The 16,728-nt window shown below is 71.5% G+C and carries 14 protein-coding genes; 8 read left to right on the top strand and 6 right to left on the bottom strand.

The annotated features are described in order from the left end of the window. The first annotated feature begins 48 nt into the window (after positions 1-48). Positions 49-741 (top strand): M15 family metallopeptidase, encoded by a 693-nt coding sequence (locus ACTJJZ_RS08620; RefSeq protein WP_440720769.1) that lies wholly within the window; start codon positions 49-51, stop codon positions 739-741. A gap of 45 nt (positions 742-786) precedes the next feature. On the opposite strand, the gene ACTJJZ_RS08615 is transcribed toward ACTJJZ_RS08620, so the two are convergent. Next, on the bottom strand, positions 787-2,745 hold the full coding sequence (locus tag ACTJJZ_RS08615) for a DUF5107 domain-containing protein (RefSeq protein WP_440720768.1): 1,959 nt from the start codon (positions 2,743-2,745) through the stop codon (positions 787-789). Between the two features lie 55 nt (positions 2,746-2,800). Here ACTJJZ_RS08615 and ACTJJZ_RS08610 point away from each other — a divergent pair, with 55 nt between their 5' ends. Beyond that, positions 2,801-3,952 (top strand): class I SAM-dependent methyltransferase, encoded by a 1,152-nt coding sequence (locus ACTJJZ_RS08610; RefSeq protein ID WP_440720767.1) that lies wholly within the window; start codon positions 2,801-2,803, stop codon positions 3,950-3,952. Positions 3,953-4,170: 218 nt separating this feature from the next. On the opposite strand, the gene ACTJJZ_RS08605 is transcribed toward ACTJJZ_RS08610, so the two are convergent. Next, positions 4,171-5,508, bottom strand: coding sequence for a DUF222 domain-containing protein (locus tag ACTJJZ_RS08605; protein WP_440720766.1), 1,338 nt, complete (start codon positions 5,506-5,508; stop codon positions 4,171-4,173). A gap of 480 nt (positions 5,509-5,988) precedes the next feature. Here ACTJJZ_RS08605 and ACTJJZ_RS08600 point away from each other — a divergent pair, with 480 nt between their 5' ends. From ACTJJZ_RS08600 to ACTJJZ_RS08590, 3 genes are read left to right on the top strand one after another with little or no spacing between them, the layout of a single operon-like run. Next, entirely contained in the window at positions 5,989-7,281 is a 1,293-nt protein-coding gene (locus tag ACTJJZ_RS08600; RefSeq protein WP_440720765.1) for a quaternary amine ABC transporter ATP-binding protein, read from the top strand. Then, the gene (locus ACTJJZ_RS08595) at positions 7,278-8,225 is read left to right on the top strand and encodes an ABC transporter permease (protein ID WP_440720764.1); all 948 of its coding nucleotides are present in this window, start codon (positions 7,278-7,280) and stop codon (positions 8,223-8,225) included. Before ACTJJZ_RS08600 ends, ACTJJZ_RS08595 begins: the two co-directional genes overlap by 4 nt. Further along, positions 8,218-9,147 carry a glycine betaine ABC transporter substrate-binding protein gene (locus ACTJJZ_RS08590; RefSeq protein WP_440720763.1) on the top strand — a complete coding sequence of 310 codons (930 nt, stop codon included), beginning with the start codon at positions 8,218-8,220 and terminating at the stop codon, positions 9,145-9,147. Before ACTJJZ_RS08595 ends, ACTJJZ_RS08590 begins: the two co-directional genes overlap by 8 nt. A 219-nt stretch (positions 9,148-9,366) precedes the next feature. Here the strand turns inward: ACTJJZ_RS08590 and ACTJJZ_RS08585 are convergent, their stop codons facing one another. Both ACTJJZ_RS08585 and ACTJJZ_RS08580 read right to left on the bottom strand, forming a co-directional pair. Then, the gene (locus ACTJJZ_RS08585; protein WP_440720762.1) at positions 9,367-9,804 is read right to left on the bottom strand and encodes a rhodanese-like domain-containing protein; all 438 of its coding nucleotides are present in this window, start codon (positions 9,802-9,804) and stop codon (positions 9,367-9,369) included. Positions 9,805-9,824: 20 nt separating this feature from the next. Then, complete coding sequence (locus tag ACTJJZ_RS08580) at positions 9,825-10,550, bottom strand: helix-turn-helix transcriptional regulator (RefSeq protein ID WP_440720761.1); 726 nt, start codon at positions 10,548-10,550, stop codon at positions 9,825-9,827. Between the two features lie 130 nt (positions 10,551-10,680). Here ACTJJZ_RS08580 and ACTJJZ_RS08575 point away from each other — a divergent pair, with 130 nt between their 5' ends. Then, positions 10,681-12,033: an MFS transporter gene (locus ACTJJZ_RS08575; protein WP_440720760.1), complete on the top strand. Its 1,353-nt coding sequence runs from the start codon at positions 10,681-10,683 to the stop codon at positions 12,031-12,033. Between the two features lie 185 nt (positions 12,034-12,218). Here the strand turns inward: ACTJJZ_RS08575 and ACTJJZ_RS08570 are convergent, their stop codons facing one another. Both ACTJJZ_RS08570 and ACTJJZ_RS08565 read right to left on the bottom strand, forming a co-directional pair. Beyond that, positions 12,219-12,821, bottom strand: a complete 603-nt coding sequence (locus ACTJJZ_RS08570) for a bifunctional 4-hydroxy-2-oxoglutarate aldolase/2-dehydro-3-deoxy-phosphogluconate aldolase (protein WP_440720759.1) — start codon at positions 12,819-12,821, stop codon at positions 12,219-12,221. A 55-nt stretch (positions 12,822-12,876) separates the two neighbouring features. Then, a complete protein-coding gene (locus ACTJJZ_RS08565) occupies positions 12,877-13,797 on the bottom strand; it encodes a sugar kinase (RefSeq protein ID WP_440720758.1) in 921 nt (306 codons plus the stop codon). Between the two features lie 70 nt (positions 13,798-13,867). Here ACTJJZ_RS08565 and ACTJJZ_RS08560 point away from each other — a divergent pair, with 70 nt between their 5' ends. Continuing rightward, a complete protein-coding gene (locus ACTJJZ_RS08560) occupies positions 13,868-15,121 on the top strand; it encodes an alanine racemase (protein WP_440720757.1) in 1,254 nt (417 codons plus the stop codon). A 17-nt stretch (positions 15,122-15,138) separates the two neighbouring features. Beyond that, complete coding sequence (locus tag ACTJJZ_RS08555) at positions 15,139-16,725, top strand: N-acyl-D-amino-acid deacylase family protein (protein WP_440720756.1); 1,587 nt, start codon at positions 15,139-15,141, stop codon at positions 16,723-16,725. Positions 16,726-16,728: the final 3 nt, after the last annotated feature.

Here is a 16,728-nt window from a genome sequence, read left to right as displayed (position 1 = left end):
GAGAAGCGCATACGGCCTCGCAACGCGCCGCGCGATGGGGTGGAGCGCATGGATACGAAGACCGTCCCTCTCCGCACGCCACGCCCCGCCCGGCCGACCGCCGCGCGCCGGATCAGGCCGCTGCGCCTCACGCTGGTCATGGCCGCGGTCGGGCTCCTCCTCGGCGGCGCCATGACCGCGGTTACCGCGGCCGCGAGCGCGGAGCGGAGCGGGGCGGTCGTCGCCGAGCCGATCACCGGCGACGGCGCAGGATCCGCCTCGGCGCGCAACGGCGGCATGCCCACGGCCGAGGACGGATACATCCCCGACGGCGATTCGGTGTCGTCGGCCGATGGATCCGCGCCGGCCGTGACCCGCCTGGATCCCGCCCTGCGGGACGCCCTGGGCGACGCCTCGGCGGCGGCAGCGGAGGACGGCATCACGCTCCGGATCGCGAGCGGGTGGCGATCCCGCGCGTATCAGGCGTGGCTGCTCCGCGAGGCCGTGCAGAAGTACGGATCCGAGCAGGAGGCGGGGCGCTGGGTCGGCACCCCTGCCACCTCGGCGCACGTGAAGGGCGAGGCGGTCGACATCGCACCGTACGCGGCGGCGGACTGGCTCGACCGCAAGGGAGCGCGGTTCGGGCTGTGCCGCACCTACGACAACGAGGCCTGGCACTTCGAGCTCAGCCCGTCCGCGAAGGATGGCGGCTGCCCGCCCAGGTATCGCGATCCGTCCGAGGACCCGAGGATGCAGGGCTGACTGCCTGTTCTCGATGCCGCGGAGATCGCGGCGGCGCCCGGCGACTCAGTCCCCGGGGCTCATCTCGAAGTCGTACCGGGCCGGGACGGGGCGGTCGGGGAACGTCTCCCGCCACAGTGCGGACAGGCTCAGCTCGCCCTCCCGCAGATTCGGCACCTCGAAGCCCTCCTCGAGGATCCGTCCTGCCGTCTCCCGATCGCCTGTGGCGAGGGCGGCGCGGACCGCGACGACCGTGAACCGGCCGAGCGCGCGCAGCTCCGCCACCAGGCCGTCGACGAGCGTCATGGCCTCCTGCGCCCTGCCGTCCGCGAGCAGGGCGTCGGCGAGTTCGAGGGCGAGCGGCGCCAGCTCGGGGGCGAGCTCGCGCGCCTCGACGAGCCGCGCCACGCCGGCCGCCTGCGCGGCGCTGCCTCCGTGCGACTGCCGCAGAGCGAGACCGAGCCCGCGCAGCGCCCACGGCGTGCGCCGCTGCCGCAGCGAGGATTCGTAATGCGACACCGCCGTGCCGTGCTCGCCCCGCGCATGCGCGATGACCGCGCGGTGATAGTGGGTCAACCAGGAGGCCGGTGCCTCGGCGAGCAGGCGATCCCACTCCTCGCCCATGGTGTAGGAGGCGGGCGGGATCCTGGCGTCCGCCCGATCGAACGCCTCCGTGGCCGTGCCGTCGAGCAGTGCGGCCCAGTACGCGCCGTCGGTGCCCTCCCGGGAGAACCGCACCCCTGGCAGCCCCGACCAGGGCGACCCGGTGCGCGCCGCGAGCTCCTGCTCGAGCGCGCCCCAGGGGGATCCGACCGACAGCAGAGCGCCCGGGGCGACGTCCGCCGCGGTCTCGAGTCGGGCGATCGTCGCGGATCCGAGCCCGTCCGCCGCCCGCGCGACCTGTTCGCCGACGAACCCGGAGGCCTCCGCCCATCCGCCGGGGAGAGGATCCTGAACGGTCAGCGGCAGGAACGTCTCGATCCATTCCCAGGTCGCGCCGGCGGGCATCCGCAGATGCTCGTACTGCGTGGCCGCGAGGCCCGCCTGGATCTCGAAGTACGCGCCGGTGTCTCCGCCGAGCCATTCGCACCAGCGCCGTCCGCCGACCGTGTCGCCCCACACGAAGAGCTTGCGTCCCGTGAGCGGAGCGGTGGAGACGTGCGCGAGGCCGGATCCGTCTCCGTCGAGCGCCGCGATCCATGGCCGGGCCGACGGGTCCGCCGCCAGCCCGGGGGCCAGGTCGAAGAAGAAGTCGGCAGCGGCAGGGGCCGTGGCCGGACGGCGCGGGTCGGCCTCCGCCAGATCGACCGTGCGGAGAAGCCCGTCGTAACCGGTCACATAGGCGTTGGTCGCGGGGGCGAACACTCGGCTGCCCTCCGCCTGCGCGACGGCGATGTTCGTCCACCAGTACATCCCGGTCTCGCGATCGCGCGGATTGCGGACGCGCACCCGCACGTGCAGCGCGGCGGCGCCGGCGTCGAGCGTCGCATCGAGCTGGAGGATCAGCCCGCGCACCCGCTCGTACTCCCACATCCGCAGGATCGGCTCGCCGTCGGCGCCGGTGATCTCGGCCGCATACAGCGGCGCGGCGGTGAGCGGCCAATGCCCGCGCATGCCGAGGTTCCACTCCACACCGCCGGAGAACCAGGCGTCGCGCAGAGCCAGGTTGGCAGGCTGCAGGATCGCGTTGCGGTACACGAGGTCGCGGCCCGTCGCCTTGTCGAGCAGCCGCACCAGCCTGCCGCCGAGGTCGAGCGCGAATTCCGCGCGCAGCCGGTCGTTCTCGAGCACGGCGACCCGCATCGGCGCTGGTGTGCGCTCGCGGCCGTAGCCGTCCTGCAGCAGGTACGGGTGGATCGAGGAGACCTGTCCGTACCGGATGTTCGCCGCGATCTCCGCGGGCAGTCCCTCGGTCGAGGCACGGTACGGCGCCTGCGGCATGGCGGCGACGGCCGGGAGCGGGTTCACCGGTCCGAGGGCGGCCGTGGGGAGAACCACCTCGGTGACGGTCAGCGTTGCACTCATCCGCTCCAGTATCCCCCCGGGCCGCACCGGCCGGCCCTGCCCGTACGCTGATCGGGTGCCCGACTTCCCCTACCCGCGCCTGCGCCGGTTCCCCGACGTCGAGGCGCCCAGCCTGCAGGCGTGGGACGCGACCGACGAGCTGCTCGTCGCCCGGGCGCTGTCCGCCGCTGCCGACCGAGGACTATCCGGATCCGCGATCACGGTGATCGGCGACGGGTACGGCGCGCTCACACTGCCGCTCCTCGCCGCGGGCCTGGCCGGGATCCGCGTGCACCAGGACCTGGTGACGGGCCGGCGCGCGCTGGAGCGGAACGCGGCCGAGCTCGGGATCACCGGATGCGCGGCGCATGAGCTGGACGAGGAGCTGCTGCACGACGCGCGACTGGTCCTGCTGCAGCTGCCGAAGGGCCTGGCCGAGCTCGAGGAGATCGCCGACGCGGTCGCCCGCTGGGCCGCACCCGACGTCGTGCTCCTCGCCGGCGGGCGCGTCAAGCACATGACGCCGGCGCAGAACGAGGTGCTCGCCCGTTTCTTCGGGCTCGTGCAGCCGCAGCGCGCCGAGCGGAAGTCGCGCCTGATCGTCGTCGCCGATCCGCTGCCACTGCCGGAGCGCCCGCCGTTCCCGGTGTCGGCGGCCCACCCCGAGTTCGGGCTCACGCTGTGCGCGCACGGCGGGGCCTTCGCCGGTGAGCGGATCGACATCGGCACCCGCGTCCTGCTCGAGGCGATGCGTGAGCGCTCCGCAGAACTCGCCGCCCTCTCTCGACGCGACGGCTTCACCGCCGTCGACCTGGGCTGCGGGACGGGGGCTCTCGCCGCGTCCCTCGCTCTCGCCGTGCCTGAGGCGCGCGTGATCGCGACCGACCGCTCGGCGGCGGCTGTGCGCTCGGCCCGCGACACGATGTCGGTGAACGGCGTGGCCGATCGGGTGACCGTGGCTCTCGGTGATGCCGGGTCCGCGATCCCGAGCGGATCCGTCGACCTGATCCTGCTGAACCCGCCGTTCCATCTCGGCGCCAGTGTGCACGAGGGCGCAGGGCGCCGGCTGATCGATGCGGCCGCCCGCCTGTTGCGGCCGGGCGGTGAGGTGTGGACTGTGTTCAATTCGCACCTCGATCACCGCCGCGCGCTCTCTGCCGCCGTCGGCAGGACCGAGCAGCTCACTCGCACCCCGAAATTCACGGTCACCCGGTCGGTCCGGCGCTGACCGTGCCGCGCCTCGAACGGCGCGGGTGCGGGAGGGACCGCGCGGCGCGGCTGACCGTGCTGCGCCTCGATCAGTGCGGGTGCGGGCCCGGCGTGCGGCGCTGCTGACCATGCTGCGTCCCGATCGGCGCGGGCGCGAGCCCGGCGGGCCGCCGTGCCGGCGCGAGCCCGGCGGGCCGTCGCTGTGCCGACGCCGTCGCGGCTCACGGGAGCGACGGATCAGGCGCTGAGTTCGGTGCGGGAGCGTGCGCCGAGGCGGGGTGGTGCTCCGGAGCCGGGTGGTGGCAGGAACCAGACCTTCGCCCGGACGCCGATCCCGTCGACCCGGATGTCCCAGCCGTTGTCGTGGATGAGGTGGTGACAGGTCTCGCAGAGCAGGACCCCGTTGTCGAGATCGGTGCTGCCGTGGTCGCGTTTCCACCAGTCGACGTGGTGGGCTTTCGTCATTCCGGGCGGGAGGCCGCAGAACGCGCAGCCGCCGTCGCGTTCGACGAGGGCGAGGCGTTGAGCCCGGCTGAACAGACGGCGGCGACGTCCCCAGTTCAGGATTTCTCCGTCGTTCCCGCACACCCAGGGGATGACGCCGCCACCGGCAGCCATCCGTCGCACGGTGTCGATGCCGACGGGCTGCTCGATGCCGTCGATGAGCCCGTGCCCGACGCCGGTCTCTAGGTCTTTCGCGTCCACGCGGACGACCACGGTCGCGCCGTTGAGCGTTCCCCTGCTCTCGCAGGTCAGGGCATGCTCGGCGATGTGGAGGAGGCCGTCGGCCTGGAGCTGTCCCACGGTCCTGTGGTCGGCGTCGGGTGCGTCCGGGTCGCGGCCGTCGCGCTTCGCGGCGAACTCCGCCGACACGTAGCCGCGGATCGCGGCCTGCACGGGCGCGCCTCGCGCCGGATCGAGCACGGCGTTCAGGTGCAGCATCCCGTCGCGCTCGAACATCGTCAGCGATGCCCGCGCCCGCAGCTCGTCCTCGCGGGGTGCGACACCGTCAGGATCCAGGTGCGCCTCCATCCGGGTGATCATGCGCCGCACCTCGTCCAGCGACAACCCGGGCGCCTTCTCCACCAGCAGCTCCTCCGCCCGGCCGACAGCCCCACGGCCCGCCTTCACGATCATCCGATCCAAGAACGTCACGAGCATGCTCGCCGCGACCGCGCCGATCCGCCCCGACGACAGCGCCTCCCGCACGGCGGGGAACTTCGCCGGCAGCCTCTCACCGATCAGATTCGTCCGCGGCGCGATCGCCTCCCCGACCTTCACCAGCCGGGCCGCATCCCCAGTCGACGCGCCCGTGGTCGTCGCGATCAACTGCGCCGGCGACCGGAAGCCCTGCTGCCTCGCCAACGACGCCGGCCCCAGCTCCCGACGCGACTCCCGCGCGATCCCCGCCGCGACCTCCACAAGCACCGCGTCCGAAGACCGCTTCACGAGCCCCAACGCATCATTCACGGCCACCAGCTGCGCCCGCGACAGATCCGCCCCCGAAGCCGCATCACCCCACACCCGCGCCAGAAGCCGAATGGCCTCCAAAAGCGGATCCAGGGTGCTGGTCATGCCCCCAGTCTACCAAACAATCGAAGATTTGTTCGATAAAGTCCAATTCTGGAGCTGTGAATTCGCCGCGCATGGCGCTCGGAGGGCCGTAGGCGGGCCAGGCCGGCCGCGGACGCCACGTCGACGACCCCATCAGGCCTGCGCGGGATCACCGCCCCGCCGACCGCGCACATGCTGAGCACTGGCTCCCGGATTTGCCTCCGGATCAGCATCTCGTTACGTTGGAACGCGGGCCTCACGGCCCAAGACCAGTCCGCGGTCGCGTCCTTCTTTCGATTCTGCTGTGCACGAAGAGGCGTGGGCGTACGGTCGATGATCTCTGTCGAGGATCCGAAATCCTCCTCCTGCGCCGCCAGCACGGCTTTTTCGAAGCGGCCCTGTGATCGTCACCCGGGCGTGACCGATGCACGCCTCCCGATTCGGTGAGGCCGCGGGGGAAACGTGTCCGAAACCGCTCTTGAAGCGCGCCATCTGTTCAAAGTGTTCGGTCGTCATCCGAACCAGGCCGTCCGCCGGCTGAAGTCCGGCGAGACCCGATCCGAGGTACTCGATGCGGGCACCGCCGCCGTCATCGACGCGAGCTTCACCGTGAACCGCGGTGAGATCTTCGTGATCATGGGCCTGTCCGGATCCGGCAAGTCGACGATCATCCGCATGCTCAACGGCTTGCACGAGGCCACGGACGGATCCGTCCTCGTCACTGGGGATCCGATCACCGGGATCCCGGCCTCGCGGCTGCGCGAGATCCGTCGCGACCGGGTGTCGATGGTGTTCCAGCACTTCGCGCTGCTGCCGCACCGCACCGTGGCCGCGAACGTCGCGTATCCGCTCGAGCTGAAGGGCATCGGCAAGGCCGAGCGCCTGGCCAAGGCGGAGGAGATCCTCACGCTCGTCGGCCTGGACGGGCAGGGCGAGAAGCTGCCGTCCGAGCTCTCCGGCGGCATGCAGCAGCGGGTCGGCATCGCCCGTGCGCTCGCCGCCGACACCGACATCCTGCTGATGGACGAGGCGTTCAGCGCGCTGGATCCGCTGATCCGCCGTGAGATGCAGGAGCAGCTGCTCGAGCTGCAGCAGAAGCTGCAGAAGACCATCGTCTTCATCACGCACGACCTGAACGAGGCCATGTTCCTCGGGGACCGCATCGCCGTGATGCGCGACGGCCGCATCGTGCAGATCGGCACGCCGGAGGACATCCTCACGGACCCGGCCAACAGCTACGTCGAGCAGTTCGTGCAGGACGTCGATCGCGCCCGCGTGCTCACCGCCGCGAACGTGATGGAGCGCCCGCGCCCCGTCGTCTCCGAGAGCGCCGGTCCGCGCACCGCGCTCAAGCAGATGCGCGACGCGTTCATGTCCGCGACGTACGTCGTCGGCCGCGACCGGAAGCTGATCGGCATCGTCACCGACCGCGACGTCGTCAAGCTGATCCGTCGCGGCGAGAGCAGGATCACCTCGGTGCTCAAGCCCGCCTCGCAGGTCGTCGACGAGAACGAGGTCCTGATGAACCTCTTCATCCCGGCCATCGAGTCGCCGCTGCCTCTCGCGGTCGCCGATGCGGAGGGCCGCCTTGTCGGCGTCATCCCGCGCATCACCCTGCTCGCCGCCCTCGGCCCCGGCCCTGGCGCGACGGGCGAGATCAACCTGCCGGTGCTGCCGCTGCCGCAGGCGGAGGTCGACGCCATCCTCGACGACGGGTGGACCGCGCCCACGACCGGAACGACAACGACCACGTCGTCCACCCCGGACGCGCCGAACGAGGAGGTCACCCGATGAACGTCCTGCCCATCGGATCCTGGGTCGCTGTCGCGGTCGACTGGATCAAGGCCAACCTCGACGGTCTGCTGCACGTCATCTCGACCGTGGTGTCGTTCCTCGTCGACGGTCTGAGCTTCGTGCTGCTGATGCCGTGGTTCTACGTCGTGATCATCATCGCGGCGCTCGTCGCCTGGCTCGTGCGTTCCTGGCGCCTGGCGATCGGCACCGTGATCTCCTTCGGGCTGATCGTCGCGATGGGCTTGTGGGTCGCCGCGATGCAGACGCTCGCGCTGGTGCTCGTCGCGGGAGCGGTCGCGGTGGCGATCGCGATCCCGCTCGGCATCTGGTCGGCCCGCAACGCCACCGTGCGCGCGGTGCTCAAGCCCGTGCTCGACTTCATGCAGACGATGCCCGCCTTCGTCTACCTGATCCCCGCGATCGTGTTCTTCAGCATCGGCGTCGTGCCCGGCCTCGTGGCCACGGTCATCTTCGCCCTGCCCCCGGGGGTCCGCTTCACCGAGCTCGGCATCCGCGGCGTCGACTCTGAGACGGTCGAGGCCGGGCAGTCGTTCGGCGCCACGCCGGGGCAGATCCTGCGCGGGATCCAGCTGCCGCTCGCGATGCCGACGATCCTCGCCGGCGTCAACCAGGTGATCATGCTCGCGCTGTCGATGGCGGTGATCGCCGGCATGGCCGGTGCGGACGGGCTCGGCAAGCTGGTGGTCGAGGCGATCTCCACCGTCAACATCGCCAAGGGTGTCGAGGCCGGACTGGGCGTCGTGCTGATCGCGGTCTTCCTCGACCGCGTGACGGCGTCTCTGGGCTCGCTGGGGGAGCACCCCGCGTCTCTGCTCGGGATCCTGAGACGCCGCCGTGCCGCCCGGCGCCTGGCCGCGGTGGCCGCGCTCGCCGGACAGGCCCCGGAACTGTCCGCCGAAGAGAAGGAGCTGCAGCATGCGTAAGAGCAGGATCGCAACCCTCGCGGCGCTCGGCGTCGCGGCCGCCCTGGCCCTGGCCGGCTGCGCGAGCGACGGTGCCGGCGGTACGCTCGAGCTGGCGGGCAAGGCGCCCTCGCACGGCTCAGGCTCCGGCAGCAAGGGCACGATCACGATCGGGTTCCTGCCCAGCTGGACCGACGGTCTGAGTACCGCGTACCTGCTGCAGGATCAGCTCGGCAAGCTCGGCTACGACGTGAAGATGCAGACGCTCTCCGACGCCGGCCCGCTCTACGCGGGGCTGTCGCAGGGCGACGTGGACATCTTCCCGTCGGCGTGGCCGGAGGTCACCCAGAAGGCGTACATGGACAAGTACAAGGGCTCGATCGACGACCTCGACACGTACTACGGCAACGCCCGGCTCACCATCGCGGTCCCGACCTACACGAAGATCGATTCGATCGACCAGCTCAAGGGCAAGGGTGCGGACTTCGGCGGCAAGATCATCGGCATCGAGCCGGGCGCGGGTCTCACCGCCCAGACCCAGAAGATGATGCCCGAGTACGGCCTCGACGGCGAGTACCAGCTGGTCACATCCTCGACCGCCGCGATGCTCACCGAGCTGAAGTCGGCGACCGAGAAGAAGCAGGACATCGCGGTGACGCTGTGGCGTCCGTTCTGGGCCAACAGCGCCTTCCCGGTGAAGGACCTCAAGGATCCGAAGGGCGCGATGGGCAAGCCCGAGGGCCTGCACTTCCTCGGATCGAAGGGCTTCGCCGAGAAGCACCCGGATGCGGCGAAGCTGATCTCGAAGATCAAGCTCGACGACGCCCAGTACGGCTCACTCGAGGACACGGTCGTGAACGAGTTCGGCGAGGGCAAGGAGCCGCAGGCGATCGACGCGTGGATCAAGAAGTACGGCGACGAGTTCGCCTGGCTGAAGAAGTAGGCCCGCTTCCCACCCACGCAGCGGCGACGCCTGCACGACCCCGACACGGATGCACGACCGGATCCGCGATCGGATCGTGCAGGCGTCGCGTCGTCGTGCAGGCGTCGCGCTCCCGCGGTGTGGAGGCAGGACTCACCTGCCTGCCGCCGGCTCAGACCTCGGCGGTGACCAGGGGATCGGGCGTGCGGCGCGTGACGACCCCGCCCGCCTGCCGCCGGCTCAGACCTCGGCGGTGACCAGGGGATCGGGCGTGCGGCGCGTGACGACCCCGCCCGCCTCGGTCGCGTAGCCGTTGCGCGCCCAGTACTCGTACCCGCCGAGCAGCTCGCGGGTGTCCAGACCGGCGGCGAGCAGGATGCGGGCGGTCGCCGTCGCGCCGTTGCAGCCCGGACCCCAGCCGTAGACGATCAGCGTGCGCTCGCGGGGGAGCTCGTCGATCCGCGCAGCCAGGCCCTGCGTGGGCAGGTGCAGCGCGCCGGCGACGTGGCCGTGATCCCACGACTCCCGGCGGCGCGTGTCGACGAGCACGGCGCGGCCGGCCTCGACGGCCTGTGCCGCCGCGACCACGTCGATCTCGTACGCGAGGCGCGCGTCGACGTGCGCGAGCCGCGCGGCGATGGATCCGCCGTCTGCTGCGGCGAGATCTTCTGCGCTCATCTGCATCATCCTCCTCCGGCTCAGCCGCGGGTGCGGGCCTCGTCGAGATAGGCGTACGCGGTCACCCGCGAGATGCTCAGCCGTTTCGCGATCGTCTCGATCGACTTGCGCATCTGGGTGGCTCCGCGCTGGTCGAGACGCTCGAGCACCGTGATCTTGTCGTCGCGCGACATCTGCTCGACGGGACGGCCGATCTCGGCGATCGCCTCGGTGATCATCGAGTCCATCACCGACACCAGGTCGCTGCCGAAGTGCTCGCGGGGGCCGTTGTCAGCCGTGCCCGCCAGGGGGAGCAGGGCCTCGAGCATGTTCCTGGCCTGCTGGATCGGGCTGAGGTCGACGTTGATGCAGAACGAGGCGATGATGTCGCCGGCCGCGTTGCGGAAGTACACCGACGAGCAGCGCAGCTCGCGGCCGTCGCTCGTGAAGCCGCGGTACCCGAAGGCGTCGTGGTCCTTCTGCCTGTCCTTCATGACATCGAGGCCCAGCGACGTCGATGGCCCGCCGACGGCGCGACCGGTGACGTGGCCGTTCTCGATGGCCATGATGGTGTGCCCGAGATCGACGTCGGCGCCGTCGAGGTTGTGCAGCACGACCTCGACCGAGGGCCCGGCGGCCGTGGCCAGCGCCCGCATCACCGGGCGGTACAGCCACAGCACCTCTTCGGCGCTCTCGTACGTCTGGCGGGCGGCATCGCCCGCCAGCGCGGTCGCAGCGGCTTCCATCGTCGCCGGAGTCGCCATCATCCACCTCCACTTTACAAAAAGTCCAACCAGTAGACATACTGTCTACATCGCGGCTATCTTAGCGACGACAGCCTGTCACGTCGAGGGTTGACCCCGATCTCTCCCGCAGTTCCCGAGCAAGGAGGCTCCCATGGCTAGAGGCGCATCACGCGGCCTGACGCCCCACCAGCGCAAGACCGTCGCCGGTGGCGCGATCGGCACACTCATCGAGTACTACGACTACTACCTCTACGGTCTCGCGTCGGCCGCGGTCTTCCCCGCGGTGTTCTTCTCCTCCGACGACCCGGTGGTCGCTCAGCTCTCGTCGTTCGCGACATTCGCGGTCGGATTCTTCCTGCGTCCCGTCGGCGGCGTCATCTGGGGCTTCATCGGCGACCGCGTCGGCCGCAAGGTCGTGCTGATGAGCACCGTGATCGGCATGGGGCTCGCGACGACCGCCATCGGCCTCATCCCGCCGGACCACGCGATCGGCATCGCCGCGCCGATCCTGCTCCTGGTGTGCCGCTTGTTCCAGGGCTTCTTCGTCGGCGGTGAGATGGGCGGTGCGGCGACGATGGTCGTCGAGGCCGCGCCGATCGGCAAGAAGGGGCTGTACGGCGCCTTCCTGATCAGCGGCGCCGGCATCGCCAACGTCGTCTCCGGCGGTCTCATGGCCGGGCTCGGGCTGACGCCCGGCTCGTGGTTCATCGAGTGGGGGTGGCGGATCCCGTTCGTGTTCTCGATCGTGCTCGCGATCGCCGCCGTGATCCTGCGCCGCCACCTCGAGGACTCCGATGAGTTCACCGAGACCCAGGCCCTGCATCTGAACGCCACCGGCAAGAAGCCGAACCCCCTCGTCGAGACGTTCCGTCACCCGAAGAACGCGATCATGGGCATCCTCATCGGACTGCCGCAGTCGATCGCCGGCTACGTCGTGCTCACCTACGGCCTCGCCTTCATGGTGAGCAACAAGCACCTGCCGGCGTGGATGGGCTTCGCGGGAACCATGCTGGTGGGTCTGCTGCAGATCGTCGTCGCCCCGCTCTGGGGCGCGATCTCGGACCGGATCGGTCGTCGCACGGTGTACATCATCGGTTGCCTCGGATTCGCCGCGATGGTCTACCCCGCCTTCATGCTCTTCAGCACCGGCAACATGTGGCTGATCTGGCTGGGCCAGATCCTCGGCTTCGTCGTGTTCGGCGTCGCGATGCAGGCGACCCTCGCGACGATGCTGGCGGAGATGTTCGACCCGGAGGCGCGCACCACCGGCGTCAACATCGGCTACCAGATCTCGAACACCCTCGGCGGTGGTCTTGCCCCCTTCATCTGCACGGCGCTGGTCGCCGCCGCCGGAGGAGCGATCTGGCCCGTCGTGATCTACGCCGCGGTGATCGCGATCGTCGGCGTCATCGCGACGATGCTCGCGTCCATCCGGCCTGACGTCGAGGGCGCGGGCCGGCTGCACGAGCTGGTCATCGCCCCGCGGGTCGGGGCCGACGCCTGATCGTCATGACCCCGGTGCGCGCCCTGCCGACGGGCGCACGACCCCTCCTGCCNGGACGGGCCGTGCGTGCGGCGGCAGGGCGCGCTGTCGTCCCCGGCTGCGCGGCGACGCTCGGTGTGCCGTCCCGCGCAGAAGATACCGCCCCCGACGCGGAACGCCGGGAGCGGGATCGGATCCGGGCGCGCTCAGCCGAGCAGTTCGGCCAGCGCAGGAAGCTGCGCCTCGTCCTCCAGTGCGGAGCCGACGGCGACGACCCGCACGCCCGCGTCGAGGTACGCCCGGGCGTTGCCGGAGTCCATGCCACCCGTGGCGACGAACTTCGCCTGCGGGAAGGGGCCGCGCATCGCGGGGAACCAGCCGGTGCCCAGCAGCGACGCCGGGAACGCCTTCAGCCAGGTGAGCCCGCCGCCCAGCGCGCGCTGCACTTCGGAGGCGGTCGAGACGCCGGGCAGCGACGGCAGGCCCGCCTCGTGCGAGGCCCGCACCACGTCGAGGTCGAGGCCCGGGCTCACGGTGAACGCGGCGCCCGCCTCGGCGGCCTGGCGCACGTGCTCGAGCGACACGACGGTGCCCGCTCCCACGGTCAGACCGCGTTCGCGGGCGGCTTCGGCGAGCACGCGCAGGGCCTCGACGTCGGTCGGCGTCTGCACGGGCACCTCGACGGCCGTGATGCCGAGGTCCCAGGCGCGGGTCGCGGTGGCGAGGGTGCGCTCGACTCCCATTCCGCGCAGGATCGCCATCAAGGGCACATCGCGGAAGATCTCGTCGAATGCGGAGTTGTCGGTCATGGTCGGGGGCCTTTCGCTTCGTCTCGCTGCGCCCGCTCGGCGCGGCGCGGTCTTCTCAGTCGGGCAGCAGGTCGCCGGTGGACTGCAGCACGAGGTGCGCCCGGCGGTGACCGGCGGCGAGGCGCTCTGCGGCCTCGGCGCCCTGCAGATGGGCGGCCAGGTAGCCGGCGGCGAACGCGTCGCCCGCGCCGACGGCCTCGACGACCTCGGTCTTGATCGCGGGTGCGAAGGTCCGCACATCCGCGCCGTCCGTGCGGTGGAACTCGGTGGCTCCCACATCGCCGTCCTTGACGACGAGCAGCTGCGGGGAGGGGATCAGCGCGCGCACCGCATCGGCGTCGACCGTGCCCCACAGGCCCTCCGCCTCGTCGAGGCCGACGAACACGAGATCGGCGCGGCGTGCGAGCGCGAGCAGGGTCGGCGCCGCCGGACCGGCCGCCTCGGGCGCCCAGAGGGCCGCGCGGTGGTTGACGTCGAAGCTCACGACGCCGGATCCGGCGCCGACGCGGTCGAAGACGGTGTCGATGAGCGCGGCGCAGGAGGGCGAGAGCGCGGGGGTGATGCCGGAGACGTGCACGAGATCGGCCTGCTCGAGCGGCACGTCGGCGACGATGGCGGGGCCCATCGCGGAGGCGGCCGAGCCGCGGCGGTAGTAGAGCACGCCGTGACCCGGGTCCTTGAAGTACACGCCGGTCGGCGCGGTGGGGTCGTCGACGACCCAGCCGACGTCGACGCCGTGGCGGGCGACCTCGTCGCGCACTCGCACCCCGAGCGCGTCGTCGCCGACGGCGCTGACCCAGGCGGTCGGGATGCCGAGGTGCGCGGCGTGGATCGCCACGTTCGACTCGGCGCCGCCGATGAGCAGCCGCACGTCCCGGGCGGTGGCGAGCGCCTCCGCGTGGGCAGGGGTAATCAGGGCCATCGTCTCGCCGATGGCGATCAGGCGTGGTGCGGAGGTCTCGAACACGGTTACCATGATGAGGCGGCGTGTGCGCAGAGTGCAACTGATGTTGCGGCATGTGCACAACAAGGATGGAAGGCGTGAGATGAACCATCGGGACGACGAACTGCTGACGGCGCGGGACAAGGGGATCCCGGCGCGCGCGATCGGAATGACCGCATCCGCCTTCCTCGCGACGAAGCCGCGTCTGGACGAGTTCTGGACGCCGCTGATCGTGCTCGACGACGCCGGCATGCGGGCGAACGTCGCGACCATGGCCGCATGGTGCGCCGAGCGCGGCCTGGAGATCATGCCGCACGGCAAGACCACGATGGCCCCCGAGCTGTGGAAGCGCCAGACCGATGCCGGCGCGCTCGGCATCACCCTCGCGACCATGGGGCAGGTGCGCACCGGACGCGACCTCGGCCTCGACTCGATCATGCTCGCCAACGCCGCGGTCGACGCCCGAGCGCTGACCTGGCTCGCCGGCGAGCTCGCCGACCCCGGCTTCCGGTTCGTCTGCTGGGCCGACTCGCTCGTCACCGTCGACGCGATGGAGAGCGCGTTGAACGGTGTCGAGCTGCCACGCCCGATCGATGTGTGCGTCGAGCTGGGCGCCGCAGGCGGGCGCACGGGTGCGCGCTCGGTCGAGGAGGCCGTCGCGATCGCGCAGCGCATCGCCGCGTCGGACGTGCTGCGGCTGGCCGGCGTGGCCGGCTACGAGGGCAGTCTCGCGCACGACCGCTCGCCCGAGGGCCTCGCCGCCGTGCGCACCTACCTCGAGACGCAGCTCGCCCTGCATCGTGCGATCACGCCGCTCTACGACGACGGCGAGGTGTACGTCACCGCCGGCGGCAGCGCCTACTTCGAGATCGTCGCCGACGTCTGGGCCGCCGCCGAGCGCGACGGACGGACCCGCTTCACCCTGCGCTCCGGCGCCTACATCGTGCACGACGACGGGTTCTACCGCGGCATCTCGCCGTTCGACGAAGGGGGACCAGGTGAGGGGCCCCGCTTCGTGAGCGCGATGCACGGCATCGCCCGCGTCGTCTCCAGCCCCGAGCCCGGCCTCTCCCTGGTGGACGCGGGCAAGCGCGACCTGCCCTATGACGAAGGGCTGCCGATCCCGCGTGCCGTCGCCGCCGACCTCGCCGGGCCCTGGCAGCCGGTCGAGGCCGGCGTCTCGGCCATGAACGACCAGCACTCGTACGTGCGGTCGAACGACCCGCTGGCCGTCGGGTCGGTCGTGCGCTTCGGCCTCTCCCACCCCTGCACCGCCTTCGACAAGTGGCGCGTGCTGCCCGTCGTCGACTCCCTCGAGTCCGGTGTGGTCACCAGCCTCGTCCGCACCTACTTCTGAGGCCTCCGAGGAGCGTCATGTCCGGTCGTACAGTCCTGCGCGGTGGTTCCGTGGTCACGCCGTCCGGCACCGCGCGCGCCGACGTCGCCGTCGACGGCCCGGCGATCACCGGGGTCGGCGAGATCGAGGCGCGCGACGGCGACCTGGTGATCGACGCATCCGGGCGGCTCGTGCTGCCCGGCTTCGTCGATGCGCACTCGCACGCCGACGGTCTGCTGCGCGACCCCGAGGTCACCAGGGCGCTGCTGCGCCAGGGCGTGACCACGATCATCGGCGGACAGGACGGCGTCTCGTACGCCCCCGGCGACGGCGCGTACGCGAGCAGCTATTTCGCCGCGATCAACGGACCGCACCCGGTCTACCGCGGCGGCGGCGTCGCCGAGCTGCTGGCGGCGGTCGACGGCGCGTCCGCCCTCAACGCCGGGTATCTGGTGCCCGCCGGCACCGTGCGCTTCGAGGTGTGCGGCCGGCGCAGCGGCCCCGCCTCCGACGCGGAGCGCGCCCGCATGATCGAGCTCGTGGCGCAGGGCATGGCCGACGGTGCGCTGGGCCTGTCGACGGGGCTGGACTACGTGCCGGGCATCTTCCAGGACGCCGACGAGATCGCCGCGCTGTGCAGGCCGGTGGCCGCGGCCGGCGGCGTGTACGTCAGCCACATGCGCGGCGGATACGAGGCGAACACGGCGGCCGGGATCACCGAGATGGCCGAGATCTCGCGTCTCGCCGCCCGGCTCGCCGGCGCCCCGCTGCCCGTGCACGTCTCGCACCTGCATGCCGACGCCGACATCGTGCTGTCTCAGCTCGACGCGCTCGCCGAGGCCGGCGTCGACGCGACCTTCGACGCGTACCCGTACATCCGCGGTTGCACGCTGTTGGGCATGCCCCTGCTGCCGCCGGAGGTCTCAGCCCTCACCGCCGACGAGGCCGTCGCCCGCATCCGCGACGCCGGCGGGCGGCAGGCCCTGCACGCGGCGTGCGTCCGGCGCGCCTCGAACAGCCCGAGCCTGGGGCCGGACTGGCCGGACATGATCACGCTCGCGCACATCGCGGCATCCGAGTACGCCTGGGCGCACGGACTGACCCTGCGTGCGGCATCCGCCCGCGCGGTCCAGGATCCGATGGACTTCGCGCTCGACGTGCTCGCCGCTTCGCGCATGGAGAGCAGCGCGGTCATGGCCGTGCGCAACCCGCGGCCCGCGACGGAGCTGGCGCGCATCTTCGCGCATCCCGGACACGTGGGCGGATCCGACGGCATCTTCATCGGCGCCCACCCGCATCCGCGCGCCGCGGGATCGTTCGCGCGCTACCTGCGCGAGTTCGTCCGCGAGCTCGGCACGTGGTCGTGGGCGGATGCCGTGCACCACCTCTCCGCGCAGCCGGCGCGGCGCTTCCGCCTCGGCCGCCGTGGCGTCGTCGAGGCGGAGGCGATCGCCGACCTGCTGCTCGTCGATCCCGAGAACGTGGCCGACGGATCCACCTATGAGAACCCGGGCGAGCTCGCCGTCGGCATCGACGACGTCTTCGTCGCCGGTGTCCGCGTGCTCGCCGGGGGCGAGCTGACCGGGGCGCTCCCCGGCCGGGGCCTGCGCCGGGGAGGTGCCTGACCC

The organism is Microbacterium sp. 22242 (assembly GCF_052045495.1).
In the GTDB taxonomy this organism is placed as follows: Bacteria; Actinomycetota; Actinomycetes; order Actinomycetales; family Microbacteriaceae; genus Microbacterium.
Note: the sequence above shows the minus strand (reverse complement) of the source record. Positions and strands in the feature narration are given on the sequence as shown.

What these genes read in the sequence shown, in the direction of transcription:
- ACTJJZ_RS08620 (WP_440720769.1), top strand. Translation starts at nt 49, where the DNA reads ATGGATACGAAGACCGTCCCTCTCCGCACGCCACGCCCCGCCCGGCCG.
- ACTJJZ_RS08615 (WP_440720768.1), bottom strand. Translation starts at nt 2,745, where the DNA reads ATGAGTGCAACGCTGACCGTCACCGAGGTGGTTCTCCCCACGGCCGCC.
- ACTJJZ_RS08605 (WP_440720766.1), bottom strand. Translation starts at nt 5,508, where the DNA reads ATGACCAGCACCCTGGATCCGCTTTTGGAGGCCATTCGGCTTCTGGCG.
- ACTJJZ_RS08595 (WP_440720764.1), top strand. Translation starts at nt 7,278, where the DNA reads ATGAACGTCCTGCCCATCGGATCCTGGGTCGCTGTCGCGGTCGACTGG.
- ACTJJZ_RS08590 (WP_440720763.1), top strand. Translation starts at nt 8,218, where the DNA reads ATGCGTAAGAGCAGGATCGCAACCCTCGCGGCGCTCGGCGTCGCGGCC.
- ACTJJZ_RS08585 (WP_440720762.1), bottom strand. Translation starts at nt 9,804, where the DNA reads ATGAGCGCAGAAGATCTCGCCGCAGCAGACGGCGGATCCATCGCCGCG.
- ACTJJZ_RS08580 (WP_440720761.1), bottom strand. Translation starts at nt 10,550, where the DNA reads ATGATGGCGACTCCGGCGACGATGGAAGCCGCTGCGACCGCGCTGGCG.
- ACTJJZ_RS08575 (WP_440720760.1), top strand. Translation starts at nt 10,681, where the DNA reads ATGGCTAGAGGCGCATCACGCGGCCTGACGCCCCACCAGCGCAAGACC.
- ACTJJZ_RS08570 (WP_440720759.1), bottom strand. Translation starts at nt 12,821, where the DNA reads ATGACCGACAACTCCGCATTCGACGAGATCTTCCGCGATGTGCCCTTG.
- ACTJJZ_RS08565 (WP_440720758.1), bottom strand. Translation starts at nt 13,797, where the DNA reads ATGGTAACCGTGTTCGAGACCTCCGCACCACGCCTGATCGCCATCGGC.
- ACTJJZ_RS08560 (WP_440720757.1), top strand. Translation starts at nt 13,868, where the DNA reads ATGAACCATCGGGACGACGAACTGCTGACGGCGCGGGACAAGGGGATC.
- ACTJJZ_RS08555 (WP_440720756.1), top strand. Translation starts at nt 15,139, where the DNA reads ATGTCCGGTCGTACAGTCCTGCGCGGTGGTTCCGTGGTCACGCCGTCC.